At 71.9% G+C, this 20,085-nt stretch carries 17 protein-coding genes; 11 read left to right on the top strand and 6 right to left on the bottom strand.

Going from position 1 to position 20,085, the window contains the following annotated elements:
- Positions 1 to 248: 248 nt before the first annotated feature.
- The 3 genes from ACFYO9_RS38805 to ACFYO9_RS38795 all read left to right on the top strand — a co-directional run bounded on the left by ACFYO9_RS38805 (position 249) and on the right by ACFYO9_RS38795 (position 3,818).
- A complete protein-coding gene (locus tag ACFYO9_RS38805) occupies positions 249 to 2,015 on the top strand; it encodes a coagulation factor 5/8 type domain-containing protein (protein ID WP_358779316.1) in 1,767 nt (588 codons plus the stop codon).
- 203 nt (positions 2,016 to 2,218) lie between these two features.
- Positions 2,219 to 3,184: a trypsin-like peptidase domain-containing protein gene (locus ACFYO9_RS38800; RefSeq protein WP_358779315.1), complete on the top strand. Its 966-nt coding sequence runs from the start codon at positions 2,219 to 2,221 to the stop codon at positions 3,182 to 3,184.
- Positions 3,185 to 3,287: 103 nt separating this feature from the next.
- Positions 3,288 to 3,818, top strand: coding sequence for a GNAT family protein (locus ACFYO9_RS38795; protein ID WP_358779314.1), 531 nt, complete (start codon positions 3,288 to 3,290; stop codon positions 3,816 to 3,818).
- A 40-nt stretch (positions 3,819 to 3,858) separates the two neighbouring features.
- Here the strand turns inward: ACFYO9_RS38795 and ACFYO9_RS38790 are convergent, their stop codons facing one another.
- Positions 3,859 to 4,410 (bottom strand): AAA family ATPase, encoded by a 552-nt coding sequence (locus ACFYO9_RS38790; protein WP_358779313.1) that lies wholly within the window; start codon positions 4,408 to 4,410, stop codon positions 3,859 to 3,861.
- A gap of 297 nt (positions 4,411 to 4,707) precedes the next feature.
- Between ACFYO9_RS38790 and ACFYO9_RS38785 the strand changes: the two genes are divergently transcribed.
- From ACFYO9_RS38785 to ACFYO9_RS38760, 6 genes are all read left to right on the top strand, one after another.
- On the top strand, positions 4,708 to 5,367 hold the full coding sequence (locus tag ACFYO9_RS38785; RefSeq protein ID WP_358779312.1) for a carbonic anhydrase: 660 nt from the start codon (positions 4,708 to 4,710) through the stop codon (positions 5,365 to 5,367).
- Positions 5,368 to 5,420: 53 nt separating this feature from the next.
- Positions 5,421 to 6,941 carry a SulP family inorganic anion transporter gene (locus ACFYO9_RS38780; RefSeq protein WP_358779311.1) on the top strand — a complete coding sequence of 507 codons (1,521 nt, stop codon included), beginning with the start codon at positions 5,421 to 5,423 and terminating at the stop codon, positions 6,939 to 6,941.
- Positions 6,942 to 7,108: 167 nt separating this feature from the next.
- Complete coding sequence (locus ACFYO9_RS38775; RefSeq protein WP_355819701.1) at positions 7,109 to 7,270, top strand: hypothetical protein; 162 nt, start codon at positions 7,109 to 7,111, stop codon at positions 7,268 to 7,270.
- Positions 7,271 to 7,418: 148 nt separating this feature from the next.
- A complete protein-coding gene (locus ACFYO9_RS38770; protein ID WP_358779310.1) occupies positions 7,419 to 8,648 on the top strand; it encodes a hypothetical protein in 1,230 nt (409 codons plus the stop codon).
- A gap of 23 nt (positions 8,649 to 8,671) precedes the next feature.
- Positions 8,672 to 9,235: a hypothetical protein gene (locus tag ACFYO9_RS38765; protein ID WP_358779309.1), complete on the top strand. Its 564-nt coding sequence runs from the start codon at positions 8,672 to 8,674 to the stop codon at positions 9,233 to 9,235.
- Between the two features lie 55 nt (positions 9,236 to 9,290).
- Entirely contained in the window at positions 9,291 to 10,157 is an 867-nt protein-coding gene (locus tag ACFYO9_RS38760) for an LLM class flavin-dependent oxidoreductase (RefSeq protein ID WP_358779308.1), read from the top strand.
- Between the two features lie 78 nt (positions 10,158 to 10,235).
- On the opposite strand, the gene ACFYO9_RS38755 is transcribed toward ACFYO9_RS38760, so the two are convergent.
- A complete protein-coding gene (locus ACFYO9_RS38755) occupies positions 10,236 to 11,582 on the bottom strand; it encodes a phosphatase PAP2 family protein (protein ID WP_355819712.1) in 1,347 nt (448 codons plus the stop codon).
- A 287-nt stretch (positions 11,583 to 11,869) separates the two neighbouring features.
- On the opposite strand from ACFYO9_RS38755, the gene ACFYO9_RS38750 reads away from it, so the two are divergent.
- Entirely contained in the window at positions 11,870 to 12,475 is a 606-nt protein-coding gene (locus ACFYO9_RS38750) for a hypothetical protein (RefSeq protein ID WP_358779307.1), read from the top strand.
- Positions 12,476 to 12,523: 48 nt separating this feature from the next.
- Here the strand turns inward: ACFYO9_RS38750 and ACFYO9_RS38745 are convergent, their stop codons facing one another.
- Genes ACFYO9_RS38745 through ACFYO9_RS38735 form a run of 3 tightly spaced genes read right to left on the bottom strand, consistent with a single transcriptional unit; the run spans position 12,524 to position 17,261 of the window.
- Positions 12,524 to 13,870 (bottom strand): MFS transporter, encoded by a 1,347-nt coding sequence (locus tag ACFYO9_RS38745; protein ID WP_388667334.1) that lies wholly within the window; start codon positions 13,868 to 13,870, stop codon positions 12,524 to 12,526.
- Positions 13,867 to 15,891: a PEP/pyruvate-binding domain-containing protein gene (locus tag ACFYO9_RS38740; RefSeq protein WP_358779306.1), complete on the bottom strand. Its 2,025-nt coding sequence runs from the start codon at positions 15,889 to 15,891 to the stop codon at positions 13,867 to 13,869. The genes ACFYO9_RS38745 and ACFYO9_RS38740 overlap by 4 nt, the downstream gene beginning before the upstream one ends.
- Positions 15,888 to 17,261: an ATP-grasp domain-containing protein gene (locus ACFYO9_RS38735; protein ID WP_358779305.1), complete on the bottom strand. Its 1,374-nt coding sequence runs from the start codon at positions 17,259 to 17,261 to the stop codon at positions 15,888 to 15,890. The genes ACFYO9_RS38740 and ACFYO9_RS38735 overlap by 4 nt, the downstream gene beginning before the upstream one ends.
- Positions 17,262 to 17,533: 272 nt before the next feature.
- On the opposite strand from ACFYO9_RS38735, the gene ACFYO9_RS38730 reads away from it, so the two are divergent.
- The gene (locus ACFYO9_RS38730) at positions 17,534 to 18,829 is read left to right on the top strand and encodes a PAS domain S-box protein (protein WP_358779304.1); all 1,296 of its coding nucleotides are present in this window, start codon (positions 17,534 to 17,536) and stop codon (positions 18,827 to 18,829) included.
- Between the two features lie 83 nt (positions 18,830 to 18,912).
- Here the strand turns inward: ACFYO9_RS38730 and ACFYO9_RS38725 are convergent, their stop codons facing one another.
- Positions 18,913 to 19,794 carry a calcium-binding protein gene (locus tag ACFYO9_RS38725; protein ID WP_358779303.1) on the bottom strand — a complete coding sequence of 294 codons (882 nt, stop codon included), beginning with the start codon at positions 19,792 to 19,794 and terminating at the stop codon, positions 18,913 to 18,915.
- Between the last annotated feature and the right edge of the window lie 291 nt (positions 19,795 to 20,085).

Here is a 20,085-nt window from a genome sequence, read left to right as displayed (position 1 = left end):
CCGCCCACTGGCCATCCGAAAGATCCCCTCGCCCCACACCGAGATCATCACGGCCCAAGGCACGGCACAGCAGCCACTTCTAAAACACGACCTAGCCGACTTCATACGTTTTTTGACGCTTCAACAGCGAGAACATCCGTCACTACAGAACTACCTCTTGACGCGCCCTTCACGCGGATGAACTATTCCCGGTCAAGAGAGCGCTCCCACGGCCCCTGATCGTTCACTTCCTGAAACAGGAGAGCCCCATGCCAACCTCCCCCACACGCCGCACGGTTCTGGGCGCGATCGCCGCGTCGGCCGCCGCCGCGAGCCTCGCCCCCACGACCGCCGCCGCCTCCCCGGCCTCGTCCGCCGACGCCCGGACCTCCGCCACGCGCCTGCCCGGCGGCGGCGACCTCGGGCCCAACGTGATCGTCTTCTCGCCGTCCACCTCCGGCATCCAGGCCAGACTCGACGAGATCTTCAAGCAGCAGGAGAGCGCGCAGTTCGGCACCGGGCGCTACGCGCTGCTGTTCAAGCCGGGCACCTACAACGGCCTCAACGCCCAACTCGGCTTCTACACCTCGATCGCGGGGCTCGGCCTCTCCCCCGACGACACGTCGATCAACGGGGACGTGACGGTCGACGCCGGCTGGTTCAACGGCAACGCCACCCAGAACTTCTGGCGTTCGGCGGAGAACCTGGCGCTCACCCCGGTCAACGGCACCAACCGGTGGGCCGTGGCGCAGGCGGCACCGTTTCGCCGCATGCACATCAGGGGCGGCCTCAACCTCGCCCCGAACGGCTACGGCTGGGCCAGTGGCGGCTACATCGCCGACAGCCGGATCGACGGCAGCGTGGGCCCCTACTCGCAGCAGCAGTGGTACACCCGGGACAGCTCGGTGGGCGGGTGGGTCAACGCCGTCTGGAACATGGTGTTCTCAGGGGTGCAGGGCGCGCCGGGGCAGAGCTTCCCGAACCCGCCGTACACCACACTGGAGACCACGCCGATCTCGCGCGAGAAGCCGTTCCTGTACCTCAACGGCTCGGAGTACCGGGTGTTCCTGCCGGAGAAGCGGACCAACGCGCGCGGTACGACCTGGGGCAACGGCACACCGCGCGGCACCTCGCTGCCCCTCACCCAGTTCTATGTCGCCAAGCCCGGCACCAGCGCCGCCACGATGAACGAGGCCCTGGCCCAGGGTCTCAACCTCCTTCTGACGCCCGGCATTTACCACGTCGACCGGGCCATCGAGGTCAACCGCGCCGACGCCGTCGTGCTCGGTCTCGGCTACGCCACGCTGGTGCCCGACGGCGGCGTGGCGGCGATGAAGGTCGCCGACGTGGACGGGGTGCGGCTCGCCGGGTTCCTCGTCGACGCCGGTCCCGTCAACTCCGCCGTACTGCTGCAGGTCGGGCCGCGCGGGGCGAGCAGGGACCACTCCGCGAACCCGATCACCGTCCAGGACGTCTTCATCCGCATCGGCGGCGCGGGCCCCGGCAAGGCCACGGTCAGCATGGAGGTCAACAGCCGTCACACGATCGTCGACCACACCTGGGTGTGGCGCGCGGACCACGGCGCCGGCGTGGGCTGGGAGACCAACCGCGCCGACTACGGAGTGCGCGTCTACGGCGACGACGTCCTGGCGACCGGCCTGTTCGTGGAGCATTTCAACAAGTACGACGTGCAGTGGTTCGGCCAGCGCGGCCGCACCGTCTTCTTCCAGAACGAGAAGGCGTACGACGCGCCCAACCAGGCGGCCGTCCAGGACGGCAACGTCAAGGGGTTCGCGGCCTACAAGGTCGAGAACTCCGTGACCTCCCACGAGGGCTGGGGCCTGGGCAGCTATTGCAACTACACGTCGGACCCGTCGATCCGCCAGGACCACGGCTTCGCCGCGCCGAGGACGTCGGGCGTGAAGTTCCACGACCTCCTGGTCGTCTCCCTGGGCGGCAAGGGCCAGTACGAGCACGTCATCAACGACACGGGCGCCGCCACGTCGGGCACGTCGACGGTGGTCTCCTATCCGTGATCCGGCTTGTGTCACAGCTCGTCGACACAGCCCGATGGTGACGCAACCCGTGTGATGGGTTCTCCGCTCTAGCAGTGCGGATCCGCGATGCGGACGGCGGCTCGGCTTCGGCCCTGTCCGCCGTCCGCGTCCGCCGTGTCCGTCGCGTCTGCCGCACCCCTCGCACCCGTCGTACCCACCGCGCCGTCAAGGAGACCATTGCTGTGACCGAGACATCCGCCCTCGTGGCCCGTCGTCATCTGGTTCGGGCCACGGGGCTCGCCGCCGCCGGCATGGCCCTCGCTCTCGCCGTCCCCGTCCCGGCGACGGCGGCACCGACCCCGACCACGCCGGCGGCCACGGCCACGGCCAAGGCCGAGGCGAGCCGGATGCGGGCCGCCGCCGCCGGACCCGTCTCCGTACTGAAGTACACAACCCAGGAGCGCACGGAGGCCCTCTCCTACTGGACTCCCGCCCGCATCAAGGCCGTGGGCGAGTCCGTCGACCTCGGCCCGACCGGACCGAAGGCCAAGCCGTGGCGGGGGCCGACCCTGAAGACCGTCGGGCGGCTCTTCTTCGTCAACGCGGGCGGTGCCGACACCTGGTGCACGGCCACCGCGGTGAACAGCGCCAACCGCTCCGCCGTCATGACGGCGGCCCACTGCGTGCGCCGGGGCTCCTCGCCCGCCAACACCAACGTCGCGATGGTCTTCGTGCCCGCGTACCACAAGGGCGAGATGCCCTACGGCGCGTTCGCGGTGCGCCAGGCCGTGACCCCGCGCGCCTGGGAGACGGACTCCACCGACGACCTGGCCACGCTGGTCGTCGACGCCGGCGAGGACGGCAAGAAGCTGAACGACACCGTGGGCGGCACGCCCGTCGCCTTCGACCGGCCGGTCGGCGGCACGATCTCGGCCCTCGGCTACTCGGCGACCCGCCCGCAGCTCGGCGAGGAGCTCCTGCGATGCGTCGGACCGGCGAAGAAGGAGGGCACCACGCAGGCCATCCCCTGCGACATGAGCGGCGGCTCCAGCGGCGGCCCGTGGCTGGCGGACTTCGACGCCGCCACCGGCAAGGGGACCCTGGTCTCCGTCAACAGCGCGCTGGACTCCCTGGAGCCGACCAAGATGTACGGGGAGGTCTTCGGGGCCACGGCCGAGAAGGTGTACGACCGGGCGCAGCGCGCCTGACCCCGGCACGGCCGCCACATACGGCCGCGTACGCCCGCCTTATGACCTGGATCACGCCGAAGGCCCGTAGCAGGACGGGGCGGCGCGTGCGTTTACTCGGGGCATGATCCGAGGCGTACATCTCCGCCCCGTGGCGGAAGAGGACCTGCCCCTCCTGCACGCGCCGCACGCCACCGAACCGGAGTCCGGCGCGGCCTTCGACTGGTTCGGCTTCTCCGGTGCCGGGGCCCGCCGGCGGAGGTGGGCGGAGGACGGTCTGCTGGGGCCGGACTCCGGCGTCCTCGTCGTCGCCGGCGCCGTCGACCAGGAGTTCCTCGGGTCCGTCGGCTGGCGGCGGAACCCCTTCGGGCCGCTCAACCACGGCTGGAACATCGGCATCGGGCTTCGGGCGGAGGCGCGCGGACGAGGCATCGGCACCCAAGCGCAGGTCCTGCTGGCCCGGTACCTCTTCGCGCACACCGAGGTGAACCGCATCGACGCGCACACGCACGTGGAGAACATCGCCGAGCAACGAGCCCTGGAGAAGGCCGGGTTCACCCGGGAGGGCGTGATGAGAGGCGCCCAGTTCCGTAACGGCGCCTACCACGACATGGTCGTGTACAGCCTGTTGCGCAGGGAAGTCATCCTGGACTGAGTTCGGGCGGGCGGAGCCTCCCGGCGAGCGCCCACCGGCATCAGCCCTTCGCCACGACGGCGTCCACCGTCTCGTCGAGGGACTGCGCGGAGCTGTCGAACCACTCGCCCTCGCCCGCGAGTTCGGCGCGCATCGCCGTGTCCAGGAACGACCAGTCGTCCGCGAGGACCTTGTCCCGTGCGGCGAGCCGGCCGGAGACGGCCTCCATCGACGGCGCGAGCACGATCAGGCGCAGCGGCAGACCCTTCAACTGCTCCCGGTAGAAGTCTAGATGCGCGCGCCGCACCACCACGTCGTCGATGACCGGGACGACGCCCGCGGCATGGAAGCTGCGGGCGAGCACCGCTGCGTTGCGCGCGCGGAGCAGCAGCTGGCGGTCGGCCTCCCGGTCCTCCTCCGGCTTGGGCAGACGGTTCCCGGAGACGATCAGGTCGTGCAGGCGGTCGCCCTCGATGTGGGCGCCGAGGGGGAACCGGCGGGCCAGCTCCGCCGAGACCGAGCTCTTGCCCGACCCCGGAATGCCGACGACGAGAAAGACGTACGGGGCCGGCCCGGTGTCGACGGCCTGCCCCTGGAACGACGTTTCCGGCATGCTCCCCCTGCTCTTCCGCTCGCCCTGGTCCGGTGCGAATGCAACGGCGCGCGAAGGGATTCCCTTCACCTCGCCCACACAATCCCCACCTCGATCTTTACCCAACGGTTGATTACTGGACCAACCCCCAGCTGAGGGGCGGTTATTACTCATTCTTTGGCAGAATTTTGCCCTGACATCCAACCGTAATGCGATGGCAAAGTGGAGGACACGACGGCCGCCCAGGCTGTTCGTCACCAAACGACCCGACCACACCGCGCCCCGGCCCCGCCGGAGAGACGCAGGAGGCAGGCCACCTTGAAATCCCTGATGGACCACGCCCGTTCGTTCGCCACGACACATGTGGCGGACCCCCGGAACGCCGCGGCGTTCGAGGCACTCGAAGCCGGGCAGTCACCAGAGGCCCTCTTCGTCACGTGTTCCGACTCACGTGTCGTCCCGACCCTGATCACCGGAGCACGCCCCGGCGAGCTCTTCGAACTCCGCACGGCGGGCAACGTCGTCCCGCCCTACCCCGCCGGCCGACGCGCCGGGCTCACCGGTGAGGCGGCCCCGGGCCACCACCCGGTGAGCGAAGCGGCCACCATCGAGTACGCGGTGTGCGTGCTCGGCGTCCGCTCCATCGTCGTCTGCGGACACTCGCACTGCGGCGCGGTGGGCGCGCTGGTGCGCCGCGAGGACCTGTCGGCGGTGCCCGCCGTACGGGACTGGCTGGAGCACTCCGTCGCCCCCGACGACGCCCTGCGCTCGCTCGCACCGTCCTCACCGGACGTGGCGGAAGCCGTCCAGACCCATGTGCTCGCGCAGGTGGAACGGCTGCGGGCCTACCCCTGCGTACGGGAGCGCGTCGCCGAAGGATCGCTCACCCTGCACGCCTGGTACTACGAGGTGCACACAGGCGCCGTCACCGCCCACCGCCCCTCGGACACCGGCCGCCCGGCGTTCGCACCGCTGTGAGAGCCGCCGCACCCCTCTGACCGGCCCGCTCCCACGACAGGACCCCCACCCTCATGTCCTCCCTTCCCACACCGTCCTCCCCCCTTCGCTCACCGTTCGCCGCCCTGCGCGAACCGGGTGTGCTGCGCCGGGACATCCTGGCCTCACTCGTCGTCTTCCTGGTCGCCCTGCCGCTGTGCGTCGGCGTGGCGGTCGCCTCCGGAGTGCCCGCCGAACTGGGCCTGGTCACCGGCATCGTCGGCGGCCTGGTCGTCGGTTTCCTGCCGGGCAGCGCCCTGCAGGTGAGCGGCCCCGCGGCCGGCCTGACCGTGCTCGTCTTCGAGGCGGTCCGCGAATTCGGGCTCAGCATGCTCGGCGCGATCGTGCTGCTCACCGGCGCCCTGCAGATAGCGCTCGGACTGCTGCGCTGCGGGCGGTGGTTCCGCGCGATATCCGTCTCCGTCGTCCAGGGCATGCTGGCGGGCATCGGACTCGTACTGATCTTCGGACAGCTCTACACGATGGCCGGGGCGAAGCAGCCGCTCTCCGGCGTCGACAAGATCACCGGTGTGCCCGGTCTGATCGCCGACACCGTGCGGGACACCACCTCGCTGACCGCCGCGGCGGTCGGCCTCGGCACCATCGGTGTGCTCGTACTGTGGCCCAAACTGCCCTCGGCGGCGCGCCTGGTGCCCGCCCCGCTGGCCGCGGTCGCGCTGGCCACCGCCGTCACCGCCGGGTTCCGGCTCGACGTGGCGAACGTGTCGGTGCGCGGCATGGTCGACGCCATCCAGCCGCCCGGCTTCGGCGACCTCGCCGAGCTGGGCAGCGTGGCGCTGCTCGGCACCGTCCTTGCGTTCACCCTGATCGCGTCCGCCGAGTCGCTGTTCAGCGCGGCCGCCGTGGACCGTATGCACGACGGTCCTCGTACGCACTACGACAAGGAGCTCGTCGCCCAGGGCGTCGGCAACACGGTCTGCGGTGTGCTCGGCGCGCTCCCGATGACCGCGGTGATCGTCCGCAGCTCCGCCAACGTCCAGGCGGGCGCCCGCACTCCGCTCTCCCGGATCCTGCACGGCGCGTGGCTCCTGCTGTTCGCGGTGCTGCTGCCCGCCGCGCTCGGCATCATCCCGCTGGCGGCGCTCGCCGGTGTCCTGGTGCACGCGGGGTGCAAGCTGATCCCGTTCAAGGACATCGTGCCGCTCGCCCGGGAGCACCGCGGCGAGGCCGTCGTCCTCAGCGTCACGGCGATCGCCATCGTGGTGACCAACATGTTCGAGGGCGTGGTGCTCGGCCTGGTGCTCGCCGTGGTCAAGTCCGCCTGGGACACCTCCCATGTCCAGGTGGACGTACGGGAGTTGACCGACGGCCGGATGGTCGTGACCCTCACCGGGAACGCGACGTTCCTGCGGCTCCCCCGCATCCTGGAGACGCTGGAGTCCCTGCCCAAGGACCGGCCCATCGAGCTGGACCTGACCGAGGCCCGCCATCTGGACCACGCCTGCCGCACGACGCTGGAGAACTGGGCGCTGCGGCACAACGACAGCGGCACAGAGGCGGTCCGGATGAAGACCCTGCCGACCGCCCGGTCCTGAAGGGGCCTGAAGGTTCCGAAGGTTCCGAGGGCCCCTTTTCCCCCTGGTGCGCCTCTCGTTGTGACCGCGCACCGTTTCCCCCCTGCTCCGGGGGCGAGCACCGAACGCTCGGCTCCCGGTGGTCCCGCACTCGGCACGACCTGCCGACCGATCATGGAGGTTTCACCGTGGAACAGCTCATCAAGCGCATGACCGAGGAGTCCGTGTGGCAGAAGTGGGTCGCCGCCAACTCGGCTCAGGGCGCGGCCGGCGCGAAGGAGGGCTGTATCAGCGCGACGCCGAAGAGCGGCTGCATCAGCGCCACCGGAAAGACCGGCTGCATCTCCTGACCCGCTGACCGGTAGGGGCGGTTGGCCGCGGAGCTTCCGCCCCGTCGACCGGCAGGGGCGGTGGCCGCGTCGTCACCAGTCGCGGCCGCCGCCCCTTCCCCTCGCCCCTACCTCCTACCCCTTGTCCCCGCCTCGCACCGGAGCCCCCTTGAACCGCCTGCCGAGCGCCGACGTCCTGGACCGCGTCCGGGACATCCCCCTCTACCGCCCCTCCATCGAGCGCGGCGACTTCCCGATCCTGGAGAAGCCGGAGATCGCGCGGGACTTCCCCGCCAACTGGATGACGCCGGAGCTGGCCCGTGCCCTGGAGACGGGCGAGGCCGAGTTCGTCCTGTCCACCGGGACCAACCACGCCCGCATGCAGATCATCCGTCCGCCCTACTTCTTGCTCCGCTCCTACTACCGCCTGTGGAGCGAACACCCCGCCCTTGGTGCGCTCTGGCACGACGGCGCCCGGCGCGTCTCGCTGACCACCGTGCTGGCCACCGAGCACGTCGCCCGCGTCAACGCCCGTAATCCCGGGCGGACTTCGGGTGAGCGCTGGCTCGACGACCGGACGCTGTACCTCAACCGCGTCCTGGACCCGGCCGACTGGGACCGCGCCGAGGTCGAGCGGATGCTCGACGAGATCGCGGAGGTGAGCTCGGCGCATCCGCGGGGCGGCTACCTCCTGGACTGCTCCGGTTACCACCTGGCGCATCTGGTCCGCAGGGTCGACGCGTGGGGCCTGTGGGACCGCTTCCCCCGGCCGGCCGGCATCATCCACGCCTACGAGTACACGCCGCTGAACGTCCGTGCGTATCTGCGCTCCCACTTCGACTGCCCCATCGTCGACCTCTTCGGCAGCACCGAACTCGGCTATCTCTTCTACGGGGACGAGGCCGGGGGCGGGCGCGGGCACTACCAACCGTATCTGCACGACATGAGCGTGGAGTTGATCCCGGTCGAGCCGGGCAGCGGCATCCACAGCCTCATCGTCACCAGCGTGCGCAACCCGTACATGCCGCTGGTCCGTTACCGGTCCGGCGACTGCGTGCGCACCCGTGACGGCAGCGCCGACCCGGCGCGGATCGTCTCGTTCTGCGGCCGCGAGAAGGAGCTGCTCTCCACGCCCGACGGCCCGGTCGCGCAGGCCGATCTCGACACGCGCGTCGCCGCCGTCGCGCCGCGGGTCTTCCTGCACCAGCTGCGGCTGACCGGCGACGACGCGTGCGTGCTGTGGTGCACGACCTTCGACGGCGAGCCGCTCACGCCCGCCGAGGAGACCGGGCTCGCGGCCTCCGTGGGCGCGCTGACCGGCAGGGTCTGCCGCGTGGAGCACCGCGCCCACGTGCCGATCGGCCGCTCCGGCAAGTACGCCTGGCTGACCACGCCCTAGCGACGACCACGACAGGATTGCGCATGCCGACCACATCCCACCCGGGCACATCTCACCTAGCCACACCCGCCCCGTACGCCGCAGCCCCGACGCAGGCCCCCACCGCTGAGGAGCTGCTCGGCCCCGCCCTCCACGAGGAGGTCGTCCAGCACTTCGCGGCGAAGCCCGGCGCCCCCGGCGCCCCGTACGTCACGCACCAGGTCCGCGAGTGTCTGCGCTACCTCTACCTGGTCTCCCGCCACCCGGACCGGCTCGGCGGGCTCTTCCTCCCCGTCGAACAGGACATCGACGAGATCTGGCACTACCTCATCCTGCAGACCCGCGAGTACCGCGACCTGTGCGAACAGCGGCTGCCCGGCGGCCACTTCATCCACCACCGCAGCGTGTCCTACGACGCCTACCAGCAGGCGCCGGGACGCGAGACGGCCGCGGAGGAGGCGCTCCGGTGGATTCCGCTGTACACGGCGGCGTTCGGGCCGTACGACGACGCGGCCCTGCCGCACTGGACGGTCGTGCGCTTCCTCCACGACGAGCTGGGGATGTCCCTGCACCAGATCGGCTCCCTGGCCGACGCCTCCCAGAAGTGATGCAGGCGTTCCTTTTTAGGTTGCCCCGCCGGGGCCGGATGCGCATGCTGCCGGCATGCGCTTCTCCGTCAACATCCCGAACTTCGGCGACTTCGCCGATCCCCGTAACGTCGCGACCCTGGCCTCTGCCGCCGAAGAAGCCGGCTGGGACGGGCTCTTCGTGTGGGACCACGTCCTGCACCGCAAGCATCAGGGGCGGCCGTTCGGCGACCCCTGGATGCTGCTCACCGCGGCCGCACTGGCGACCTCCCGGCTCCGCCTCGGCACGCTCCTGACCCCGGTCCCCCGCTACCGCCCGCAGCAACTGGCCCGGCAGGTGGCCACCTTGGACCGGCTCAGCGGCGGCCGGGTGACCCTCGGCGCCGGTCTGGGCGGCCCGCTCGAGGACGAGTACCGCAGCTTCGGCGACACCGCCGAACCGCGGGTCCTGGCGGAGCGGCTGGACGAGGGGCTGGAGCTGTTGAGGTGCTTCTGGTCCGGCGAACCGGTGAACCATCACGGCCGGCACTACGAGGCCCACGACGTCGCCCTGCTGCCCGCCACCGTGCAGCAGCCGGGGCCGCCCGTCTGGATCGGCGGGTTCTGGCCGCGCCGCGCGCCCATGCGGCGGGCGGCGCGGTGGGACGGTGCGGCGCCGCTGTTCGAGACGGCCCTGCACGGGCACGCGCCCGACGTGGCGGAGGTGCGGGACCTCGTCGCCTACCTGCGGGAGCAGCGGGCCGACGACACGGCCGGGCGCCCCTTCGACCTGGTGCTCGGTGGCGCCACCCCGACCGACGCGGCCAAGGCCAGGGACATCGTCGGTCCGCTGCGGGACGCCGGTGCCACCTGGTGGGACGAGCGGCAGATCCAGGACACCCCCGAACTGGACCGGCTGGCCCCGGTCCTGCGCCGCGTCGAAGCGGGGCCGCCGGCCGTCTGACACCGTCCGACCAGGCCGGCTCCGCCCGACACACCACGAACGGACCGAAGCGACCGCTCCCGCCCGGCGCGGCCCGGCTCAGACCATCTCGGGCTGCGGCTCCAGCTGCTGGGCGGGAGCGAGCTTCGGCTCCCACAGCCGGGTCGTCCGCATGTAGATGTGGACGACCGAGACCATCGCCAGGACGAGCAGCGGTCCGAACAGCCAAGGGTGCCTTGCCATCTCCATCGGGACGAAGCGGTAGGACACCAGGAGCGCGGTGAACACCGCCGCTCCGTAGCCGACCAGCAGGGCGCCCGACCGGTCCCAGCCCCGGTCGTGCGAGCGCAGCGCCGCGTCGATCGTGACGGCGAACACCACGCCGGCGATGATGTCCGCGCCGTAGTGGTAGCCGAAGCCGAGCGTCGCGCCGAGCGTGGCGACGAGCCAGAACGCGCCCGCTATCCGCAGCGCCCGCGGGCCCTTGCGGGAGTGGATGAAGATGGTGGTGGCCCAGGCCGTGTGCAGACTGGGCATGCAGTTGCGCGGGGTCAGGTCGTCGTACGTCATCTGGCTCGGCGCCGTCAGCGAGGGCGGCGTGTGGGGCCACAGGTCGGCCACCGCCCACTGCACCCCGCCGGTCCCGGAGGCGCCGGGTCCGTACGCGAAGACCGGGCCGACCACCGGGAAGATCATGTAGATCGCGGGGCCGAGCAGCCCGATGACGAGGAACGTGCGCACCAGGTGGTGGCCGGGGAAGCGGCGTTCGGTCGCCACATGGCGCAGCTGGTACAGCGCGACCGCGACGGCGGCGACCGCGAGTTGGATGTAGACCCACTCCAGGACGTGCGTGCCGACCGTGCCGGTGGCCTCGACCATGCGGCCCACCACCCACGACGGGTTTCCCAGCGCGTGGTCGGCGGTCGCCACGTACTGGTCGAGCACCGTCGGGCGGGTCTTCCACGTGATGAGCAGCCAGGCGTCACCGGTCTTGCGGCCGGCCACCAGCAGCAGACCCAGTCCGACGCCCTTCAGGAGCAGCACGCGTTCCGCGCCGGTGCGGCGCGTGAGCGCGATGACCCCGTAGCCGAGGAGCACCCACAACGCGCCGTTGCCGAACATCATGTCGGCCCCGACGATCCACCGCACCACAAAGAAGACGACGTCGATGCCGACCGCGACACCGGCCGCGATGAACCGCTCGCGCCAGGTGAGCACCACCATCATCAGGGCCATGCTGGCGTACAGCAGCGGTCCCGACTTCGGCGCGAAGACGACCTCGCGCGCCTGGTTGGTGATCGGCCCGGCCACGCCGTAGTGGCGGACGGCGATCTCCAGCGCGACGAGGAATCCGAGGGCGACGACGGCCGCCACGGTCCACAGAATCGCCCGTGGCTGTCGCCACGCGGCGAACAACGTCTTTCTGTTGTCTATTCGGGACGACACCCGCGATGCTATGGATTTCAATTTTTGGCCGATGTGTGAGATGTCAGCTACGTGAGTAACGCATTGTGCCGGAGGGCGTACTTCCGGTGAAGAACGGTCGATCGGGGCGATCGGCCGCGGGTCCGAGCATGCTATCGGAGCGGCGTCGGCGGGGTTCCGCTGGTCGCGGGCGGTCGGGAGAACTGCCGGACACGAGGGCCCCGCATGGGATATCTTGCGGCGCCGGTATGTCATGCACCGAACATTCATGCACCCTCGGGGTGTACCGAAGAGAGGGCGGCGACGCCATGAAGAGATCCGCTTCCAGGGCCCCGGTCCGCATGGGCCTCGCGCTCGGCGCGGCGCTGGCGTCGACCGTGCTGTGCGGTACGGCTCCGGCCGCCGCCGCCCCCGCGCACGGTGACACCGCGCGCGGCTGCCCCGTCGTCTACTTCGACCTGGGCGAGACGCTGGTGCACACCGCCGACGACGGCAGCACCGGCTACCGCCCCGGCGCCGCCTCCTACCTGCGCGCCCTGCGCTCCCACCACATCCGGATCGGCCTGATCACCAACGTGCCGTCGGCCTGGGGGAAGACCGACGCGGAACGCGCCGCCCGGCTCAGGCACGAGGTCGACGCCACCTGGCAGGGGTCCGCGCCCTTCGCCTGGGAGGACTTCGGCGACCGGATCCGCACGCCGCGCACGGAGGCGGAGCGCAAGCCGGCGCCCGTCCTCTGGCAGCGCGCGAAGGCGGACGCGGGCCGGTGCCGCGTCGTCTACCAGGCGGAGACGGCCGAGGAGGTCGAGGTCGCCGCCTCGCTCGGCTATGTGCCGTACCAGGTCGCACGGCCCCACCGGCCCGCGTATCTGCCGGTGGGGCTCATCGAACTCCTGGGCCGCAGCTCCCGCTGACCGGGGTCGGGTGAGCGGCTCACCCGGAGTCGGGGGGTGCGGCCGAGGTCAGGTGGTGCGGCCGGCCGGATCGGGTGCCGGTCGCACCGCCGGCACCGCGCCCGCCTGGTCACGGCGCACCGCCCCGCTGCGCAGGAGCAGTTGGAAGGCGCCGAGGAGCACCGCCGTGGCCAGCGCGCTGTGCCACAGCAGGGCGTCCAGGTGCCCGGCGGAGAGATACGCGCCCACGGCGACCGCGGCCAGGGCGCACACCGCGCGGTCCACGATGCTCTCCACCGAGAGCAGGGTGGCGCGCGGGGCGTCCGGCGGCACCGCGTCGTTCACGAGCTTGCGCTGCACCGGGTACGCGAAGCCGGTCGCCGCGGCGAAGAGGCAGAGCAGCCCCACCACGACCCAGGGGCCGCCGAGCGTCATCGCCGCGAGGGTGCCGGCGAGCACGACGCTGAGCACCGAGACCCAGGCGACCGGCGTGAGCCTGCGGCTCAGCCACTGGGGCCGTGCCGAGGCGACCGCCTCCGCCACCGTCATCGCGGCCAGCACCCCACCGTGCGAGGCCTCCGCGATGCCGTGGTCGAGCAGGATCGGCTGGAAGAGATTGACCTGGCAGATCCGCGACAGCGTGAAGACCGCGACGCCCTGCACCATCACCAGGGCCAGCCACGGCGAGGCGAAGACGCAGCGCAGCGCCGAGCCCGCGTCCCGCAGGAACGCGCCGCCCCTGCGCCCACCCCCGGCCTTGTCGGCCGCTCGACCCGCGCCGGCCTCCCCGGCGAGCCGGGGCAGCGCGACCGCGCACACGAGGGAGCCCGCCGCGCTGGCGGCGCTCAGGACGTACGGCGCCGCGTGGGCGACGGCCATCAACGGCCCCACCAGCGGCCAGCACACCACCTTGGCCGCGAGCCCCAGGGCCCGGGCGGTGCCCTCCGCCTTCAGGTAGTGCTCGTCGGCCTTCTCGGCCCGCAACCCGTCGTACAGATAGGCGCTGGCCGCCCCCGAGGTGAGGGAGCGCCCGGCGGCGATGGCCAGGAAGTGGACGAGGAAGCCGGTGTACGAGGCGCTGAACACCGGAGCCAGGTTCGCCGCCGTCATGACCACCGCGCCGGCCCGCAGGCAGTTGCGGGGGCCGATCCGGTCGGCGATCAGCCCGGTGGGGATCTCGAACAGGCAGAACGCCACGTAGTAGATGCTCTGGATGCCGAAGATCTGCGCGTCCGACAGCCCGGCGGTCTTCTGGTAGGCGTAGAAGACCGGCATCCACCACAGCAGGTTGAACAGCAGCTGGAAGCCGTAGTTGAGCCGGATGATCCGGCGGGCGGTGTCGGTGAGGCCGGCGGCCGGGCCCTTGCCGGGGCCCGTTCCCCTGCCCGGCGCCGTCCGCCACGGTCGCGGGCTCACAGCGCGTACGGGCGGATCTGGACCAGCCGGAAGTCGCCCCGCTCGGTCATCAGCCACTCGATGTCCAGCGGCTTGTCCACGTCGCCGCCGCCGAAGTGCGACCCGCTGAAGTGCGACTGCAGGAGCCGGCCGGTCAGGGACAGGTCCGCGAGCTTGGCGCGGGTGCCGGCGGAGAGCGCCTCGCCCCAGGAGCCGAGGGCGACGGTGCGGCCGCCGCCCTCCACGGTGTTGTAGAGGTACTGCTGCGGCAGCACCGAGCCCTCGACGACCTGTTCCGGTGAGCCCGGGGAGCAGTTGAGGTAGACGTTGCGGAAGTCCTCGCGGCGCGTCGGGTTGCAGGTCACCAGGACGCCGCCGAGGGAGGCGGGCACGTACTCCTGGATGATCACGCCCATGTAGGTGTCGTCCAGGGAGATGCCGACCTGGTGGCGCAGGCGCACGCTGCGGGGCGACAGCATCGAGGCCCACACCTGCCGTACGGCGTCCAGGAGTTCACCGGTGCCGTGGACGGTGGTGACGGAGTCGTAGACGCCCGCCGCGGAGAAGCCAGGCAGGTCCTCGGCGTTGGACGAGGAGCGCACCACCAGGCGTCCGCGCGAGGCCACCGGCGCGGGGAAGGCCTGGCAGATCCGCCGCACGACGGACTCGGGGACCGGGGTCTGCCGGATCAGCTGCTGCAGCTGCAGGCAGAGCGAGTCCAGGACGTCGGTGGCGTCCAGTTCGAGCGCCATCTTCAGCTTGCCGATGCCCTGTTGGAGGGCGGGCGATGAGGCGAGGAAGTGCTGCTGGAGCGCGAAGGGCAGCGCCACGCCGTCCGGTGCGCCGACCGTGGCGGCCACGAAGTCTGCCGCGGTGGAGCGCAGTTCGCCCGCCGAGAGCGCCTGCAGGCCGAAGCGTGCCGCGAGGTGGCCGTAGAGGTCCTCGCGCGGCGGCCGGGGCCGGCCGTAGAAGGCGATCAGGTCGGCGGTGCGGCTGTCGAGGACGTGGTGCAGCTCGCCGAGGTTGGCCGCCTTGGTGCCGTAGCGGTCCCGGTCGGCGCTGCGCAGCCGGTGCAGGGAGAGGACCGGCACGTCCGCGAGCAGCGGCGGTTCGAGGCGGATGCGCTGCTGGTGCCAGGCCGGGGCCCGCAGCTCCGGTTCGGCCTCCAGGCGTTCCAGGGATATCTCGTCCTCGCGCACCCGGTAGCGGATCCAGGCGCCGTCGAGGCCGTCCCGCTCGACGAGTTGCTCCAGGTCGCACACGATGGCGTTGGGGATGCCCCAGCCGGAGGCGAGGACGTTGGTGTGCGAAAGCGGGGTGATCGGCGCGGTGTTGAGGAATCCCGCCACCCGGGGCACGTCGTCCGGCAGGCACGGCATCGCCACGATGTCGGCCCAGCCGAGCCCCGCCTCCGCCCGGGCGTACTCCTCGTCCGTGCGGAAGAAGCGCAGCCGGCCGGTGGCCTCGCCGGGGTTGAGCGGCGTGCGGGTGCGGGAGCCGAACAGTTCGTGGCTCAGGATGCGCGGCACGCGCAGTTCGCTGATGGCCGCGAGCTCCTCCTCCTGGCCGTGGTTGGCGGGCTTGAGCAGGAGCGGCAGCCTGCCGTCGACCCGTTCCCGTACGAAGTCGTAGAAGAGCGCGAGGAGTTCGCCGTGCATGGTGTCGGCCTCGGTCGTCTCCAGGACGAGGAAGGTGCGTTCGCGCCCGTCCGCCTCCTGTTCGGTGTGCAGGGAGAGCACGCCGAGCAGGAAGCGCCGCCCGGGGTCCATGTAAACGGATGCGTTGAACGCGTCCAGGTCCGCGTCCAGTTGGGCGAGGTCCATGCCGAGGACGTGGGTGGCGATGTAGTTGACGTGGAAGGGGTGCGCGGCCGTGTCGAGCAGGTGCCAGGTGTTCTCGGCGCGGTCGACCACGACCTTGAGGTACGGGTGGCCGGCCAGGACCCCGGAGAGGGTGCGGAAGAGCGGCAGGGAGAGGTTTTCGCCGACGACCGTGCGGTCCGTGGACGGTTCGGCGGCACCTGCGAACAGTTGGGCGGTCATCGGGAAACCTCCTCGGGCTCCGCGGCGGGCAGGACGCGGGGCAGGGCGTCGATCAGGGTCTCGAAGTCGCGGAGCACGGTCCGCGGGTCGGTGGCGGAGAGCAGACACAGGGCCGCCATGGTGTTGGCGCCGGCGGCCGGGTCGTAGACCGGCACGACACCGCCATCGGGCAGTGAGCTCTCCGCGACCACCGACAGCTCGCTGCCCGGACTGAGCGGCACGTCGGCGGCGACCGCGGCGTCCCAGACCCTGCGGTCCCGCCACGCCTCGCCCTTGCCGTCGACGGCGAGGACGACGAGGGAGCCCGCCGCGCCGCGCGCCTGTTCGGGGGTGAGCGCCTGCTCGGGCCACTCGACCGGGCGGCCGAGGAGGTGGTCGACGAGCATGCCGATCAGGTCGAGCCCGAAGACCTCCTCGATCTGCGGCACCGTCATCGCGCCGCCGAACCGGGCCGCCGTCTCGATCAGCCACAAGGCGCCGTCCGCGCCGAGCTTGATCTCGGTGTGGGTGCCGCAGTCGCGCAGGCCGAGGGCGTCGACGGACTGCCGTGCCAGGGCCACGATCCGGTCCTGGGCGTCCCCCGACGCCAGCAGGGCGGGGGTGATGCCCGCGCGTTCGGTGAACGGCTCGACGGTGGGCATCCGGCCGCTGAGACAGACGGGCCGAAAGACGCCGTCGGCCACGACCCCCTCGACGCTGACGTAGTCGCCCCAGCCGGGCTCGTCGAACCAGTCCCCCGCGGTGCCGGTCACGATCTGCTCGACCACGAAGTCCGCGTTCGCCTCGGCGACATGGAGTTCGGCGTACCCCAACTGGGCGGACTCGTCCATCACTTCCCGCGAACGGCGCCAGGCGGCGGAGACCTCGTCGGGGGAGCCGATGATCTGGTGCGCGGTGGATCCGGCGCTCCAGGCCGCCTTGAGGAGCAGCGGGAAGGGCAGGTGCTCGGCCGCCTCGTGCAGGTCGGCCTCGGTGGCGACGGGGCGGAACTCGGGCTGTGGCAGGCCGTGTTCGTGCCAGGTGCGGCGCATCAGCCGCTTGTCCCTGGCGAGCGCGGCGGCGGCGCCGGCCCCGGCGAGGCCGAGCTTCTCACACGCCTCGGCGACGGCCACGACCGCGTACTCGGAGAAGGTCAGCACCGCGTCCGCCCCCACGGTCCCGGCCTGCGCGACGATCAGGGACACGAGGTCGGAGCGCTGCGCTTCGGTGGGCGTCACCACCGAGGCGCACAGTCCCCGCGCGGCGCCTGCCACGGAGGGAGGCAGAGCGCTGAGCGCCAGCAGGTGCACTTCCGCCTTCGCGGCCGTCCGGGACAGGACGTGACCGAGCGGCGGACCACCCTTGGCATGCACTAGCAGCACCTTGCTCACTGAAGTTCGTCTCCATTCATCCGGTTGGTACGAGTTGTCGTGCGGGGCCGGTGACGCGCGTAGAGCGTGGGGGATCACCGGGTCTATGTAGCGGGGCGTGTTCACCCGCACACTCAAGGGGACCAGGCGGCAGGCGCCCTCGGCGCCACCGGGGGCGCCCGCCGTTCAGGCAAATGCCTGAGTCGCACGCCGTGTTGGCCGCCGGGAACGCGGGGCACCCATGGCGAGGTGACGGAGCGTCAGCCAGTTGCATTACGGACGGAGAGACCGCTGTGGACGATTCCAGCCTCAAGGGGCTGCTCGAGCACCTTCCCGTGTTCTGGTGGGAGGTCGACGAGCCGTGGCAGGTGCTGGAGAGGGGAGGCGGCGCCTTCGCCGACACCGGTACGGCCCAGCGCTTCCTGGACCGGATGCACGAGGAGCGCGCGTCCTCGGGTCATCCCCCGCAGGAGGCCCGCTGGCAGGCCCGGTTCGACGGCCGCACGTTCGACGTGAGCTGGCCGCCGGAGGAGGACGGCGCCCGGAGCCGTACCCGCGGCCTCGCCATGGAGGTCGATGCCCACCCCGAAGTCCCGCGCCGCTACGCCGCGTTCGCGGACCTCGTCGACCTCGCCCCGGCCGCCGCCTTCATACGGGACCGGGAGGGCCGCTACCTGTGGGCCAACCACGCCTACGCGCACCTCTACGGCACCACTCCGGCGGAGCTCACCGGCAAGCGCATCGAGGACTTCGACGCCCCCGCCGAGGCGGCCCGCTTCCGCGCCCTCGACCAGGAGATCCTCACCCTGGGCACACCGGTGCGGCACACCCTCGGCTACCGCCGCCCGGACGGCAGCGCGGGTCAGGCGGTGGGGCACCGCTTCCCCGTACGGGAGAACGCGCAGACCTGCGTCGCCGGTATCTACGTGGACATCACGGACCACCTGCGCACCCTGGTCCAGCGCCAGGAGGCCGAGGAGCACCTCCAGGCGCTGCGCGACCACAGCGGTCTGCCGTGCGCGCTGCTGTCCGCCAACGGGCGGGTGGTCGAGGCGAGTACGGCAGCCGCCGAACTGTTCCGGCTCAGCCTGCCCGACCTGGTGGGCCGGCGCGCCCACACCCTGCTCGCCCCCGACCCGGAGCTCGGCCGGCTGCACCGCAGATGGCACGGGCTGATAGCCCGCCGCACCAGACGCGTGGAGACCTCCACCGTGCTTGTCGACGCCGAGGGGCGGCTGCGCCGCGCCCAGCTCCATCTGACGACGGTCGGCCACTCCGCCGCGCGGGCGCGGCACGTCTGGGCCGTCGTCACCCACCAGAGCCTCGCCCACGACGCCCATCCGTCGCTCACGGCCGCGCAGGTCCGCATCCTCTCCCTCCTCGCGGAGGGCAGCACCAACAGCGACATCGCCACCTCACTGAGGCTGTCCCGGCAGACGGTCGACTACCACCTCAGCCGGCTGCGGCAGCTCCTCGGCGCCGCCACCCGCCCCGCGCTCGTGGCGCGCGCCTACGTCCTCGGCATCCTCGCCCCGCGCGCCTGGCCCCCGCGCTCGGCCACGGCGCCCCACCCCCTCAGCACGGTCTGAGGGCCCGGCCCGATCCCCGAAGTGACGTCGCAGGGCGCCCGGTTGCTGCCGGGCGCCCTGCCGTGCGTTCGTGGCGAACGGTCCTAGTCCTGGTACACCTTGTTGCGGCCCGGCCCGCCGGAGAGCATGTCGTTGCCCGGCCCGCCATGCAGCAGGTCGTCGCCGCTGTTGCCGTAGATGACGTCGTCGCCCGCCTCGCCGTACAGCTTGTCGTTGCCGCGGCCGCCGAGGATCCGCTCCCCGTCGGCGTTGCCGTACACGGTGTCGTCGCCGTCGCCGCCGGTCAGGGTGTGGTCGACGGTGCCGGACGCGGCGCGCAGGGTGTCGTTGCCGGGGCCGCCGTCGCAGTCGGAGACACAGTGGGTGAGCATGTCGTCGCCCGCGCCCCCGAAGGAGCCCTCGCTGTACACGCCGCCGCTCGTGTCGAGGTGGTCGGCGCCGTCCCCGCCGTACAGGGCGGTGCTGAGGTCGCCCTTGAGGGTGTCGTTGCCGGCTTCGCCGTGGAACTGCAGGTAGGCGCTGTTCCCGGCGGCCACGGTGACGCTGTCGTCCTTGTCCCCGACGTACGCGCCGAGGGTGGTCAGGTCGGAGGCCCGGTCACCGGGGTCGGAGATGGTGCAGAGGACACGGGTGAGGTCGGCCGCGTCCGGGTGGCTGCAACCCGAGCCGTCGGGGGTGGTGATGGCGACCCGGTCGTCGAGGGTGACGTCGTACACGCCTTCGTTCTCGCCGACGGAGCGGTAACGGGTCTTGACGTCGAGCTGGTTGACCTGTCCGGGGGCGGCCCGGTACTCGAGCCGGGAACCGGAGACCGGCTGCACGGTGGCGGCCGGGGCGGCTGCGGTCGGAGCGGCGGCGGTCGCCGACGGTGCGCCGGTGAGGCCGGCGAGCACCGCGGAGCAGCCCAGTACGGCGGCGACGCCGAGCGGGCGGAGGCGGTGGGTGCGTAAGGGTCGAGCGAACATGCGTGGTTCTCCTGGTGGTCCGGTGGTGCGGTCGGCACCTCGGGTGCCGTCGGTGGCGGTGTGCCACCTTCACCCGGTTCAGACCGCCTGCGCGGGCCGCCGTTGCACTCCCGCGTCCGTTGTTCACCAGGGGTTCATTGCCGTACGAAGGTACGTCGCGCGGTGGGGGGCCCGGGGGGGGCCCCGGCCCCCCCCCCGGGCCCCCCGGGGGGGGGGGCCCGCGCGGGGGGCCCCCCCCCCCCAACGGGCCCGCGGACCGCCCCAAAGGCCGGGCGGCGGGGCCCCCCCCGT

It is taken from the genome of Streptomyces sp. NPDC005863 (assembly GCF_042871345.1).
GTDB lineage: Bacteria > Actinomycetota > Actinomycetes > Streptomycetales > Streptomycetaceae > Streptomyces.
The sequence above is the reverse complement of the archived record's forward strand: the minus strand, read 5'-3'. Positions and strand labels throughout refer to the sequence as shown.

Excerpts from the sequence above, each read along its gene's own strand:
- ACFYO9_RS38790 (WP_358779313.1), bottom strand. The coding sequence starts at position 4,410 with ATGCCGGAAACGTCGTTCCAGGGGCAGGCCGTCGACACCGGGCCGGCC.
- ACFYO9_RS38805 (WP_358779316.1), top strand. The coding sequence starts at position 249 with ATGCCAACCTCCCCCACACGCCGCACGGTTCTGGGCGCGATCGCCGCG.
- ACFYO9_RS38725 (WP_358779303.1), bottom strand. The coding sequence starts at position 19,794 with ATGTTCGCTCGACCCTTACGCACCCACCGCCTCCGCCCGCTCGGCGTC.
- ACFYO9_RS38760 (WP_358779308.1), top strand. The coding sequence starts at position 9,291 with ATGCGCTTCTCCGTCAACATCCCGAACTTCGGCGACTTCGCCGATCCC.
- ACFYO9_RS38795 (WP_358779314.1), top strand. The coding sequence starts at position 3,288 with ATGATCCGAGGCGTACATCTCCGCCCCGTGGCGGAAGAGGACCTGCCC.
- ACFYO9_RS38780 (WP_358779311.1), top strand. The coding sequence starts at position 5,421 with ATGTCCTCCCTTCCCACACCGTCCTCCCCCCTTCGCTCACCGTTCGCC.
- ACFYO9_RS38750 (WP_358779307.1), top strand. The coding sequence starts at position 11,870 with ATGAAGAGATCCGCTTCCAGGGCCCCGGTCCGCATGGGCCTCGCGCTC.
- ACFYO9_RS38740 (WP_358779306.1), bottom strand. The coding sequence starts at position 15,891 with ATGACCGCCCAACTGTTCGCAGGTGCCGCCGAACCGTCCACGGACCGC.
- ACFYO9_RS38765 (WP_358779309.1), top strand. The coding sequence starts at position 8,672 with ATGCCGACCACATCCCACCCGGGCACATCTCACCTAGCCACACCCGCC.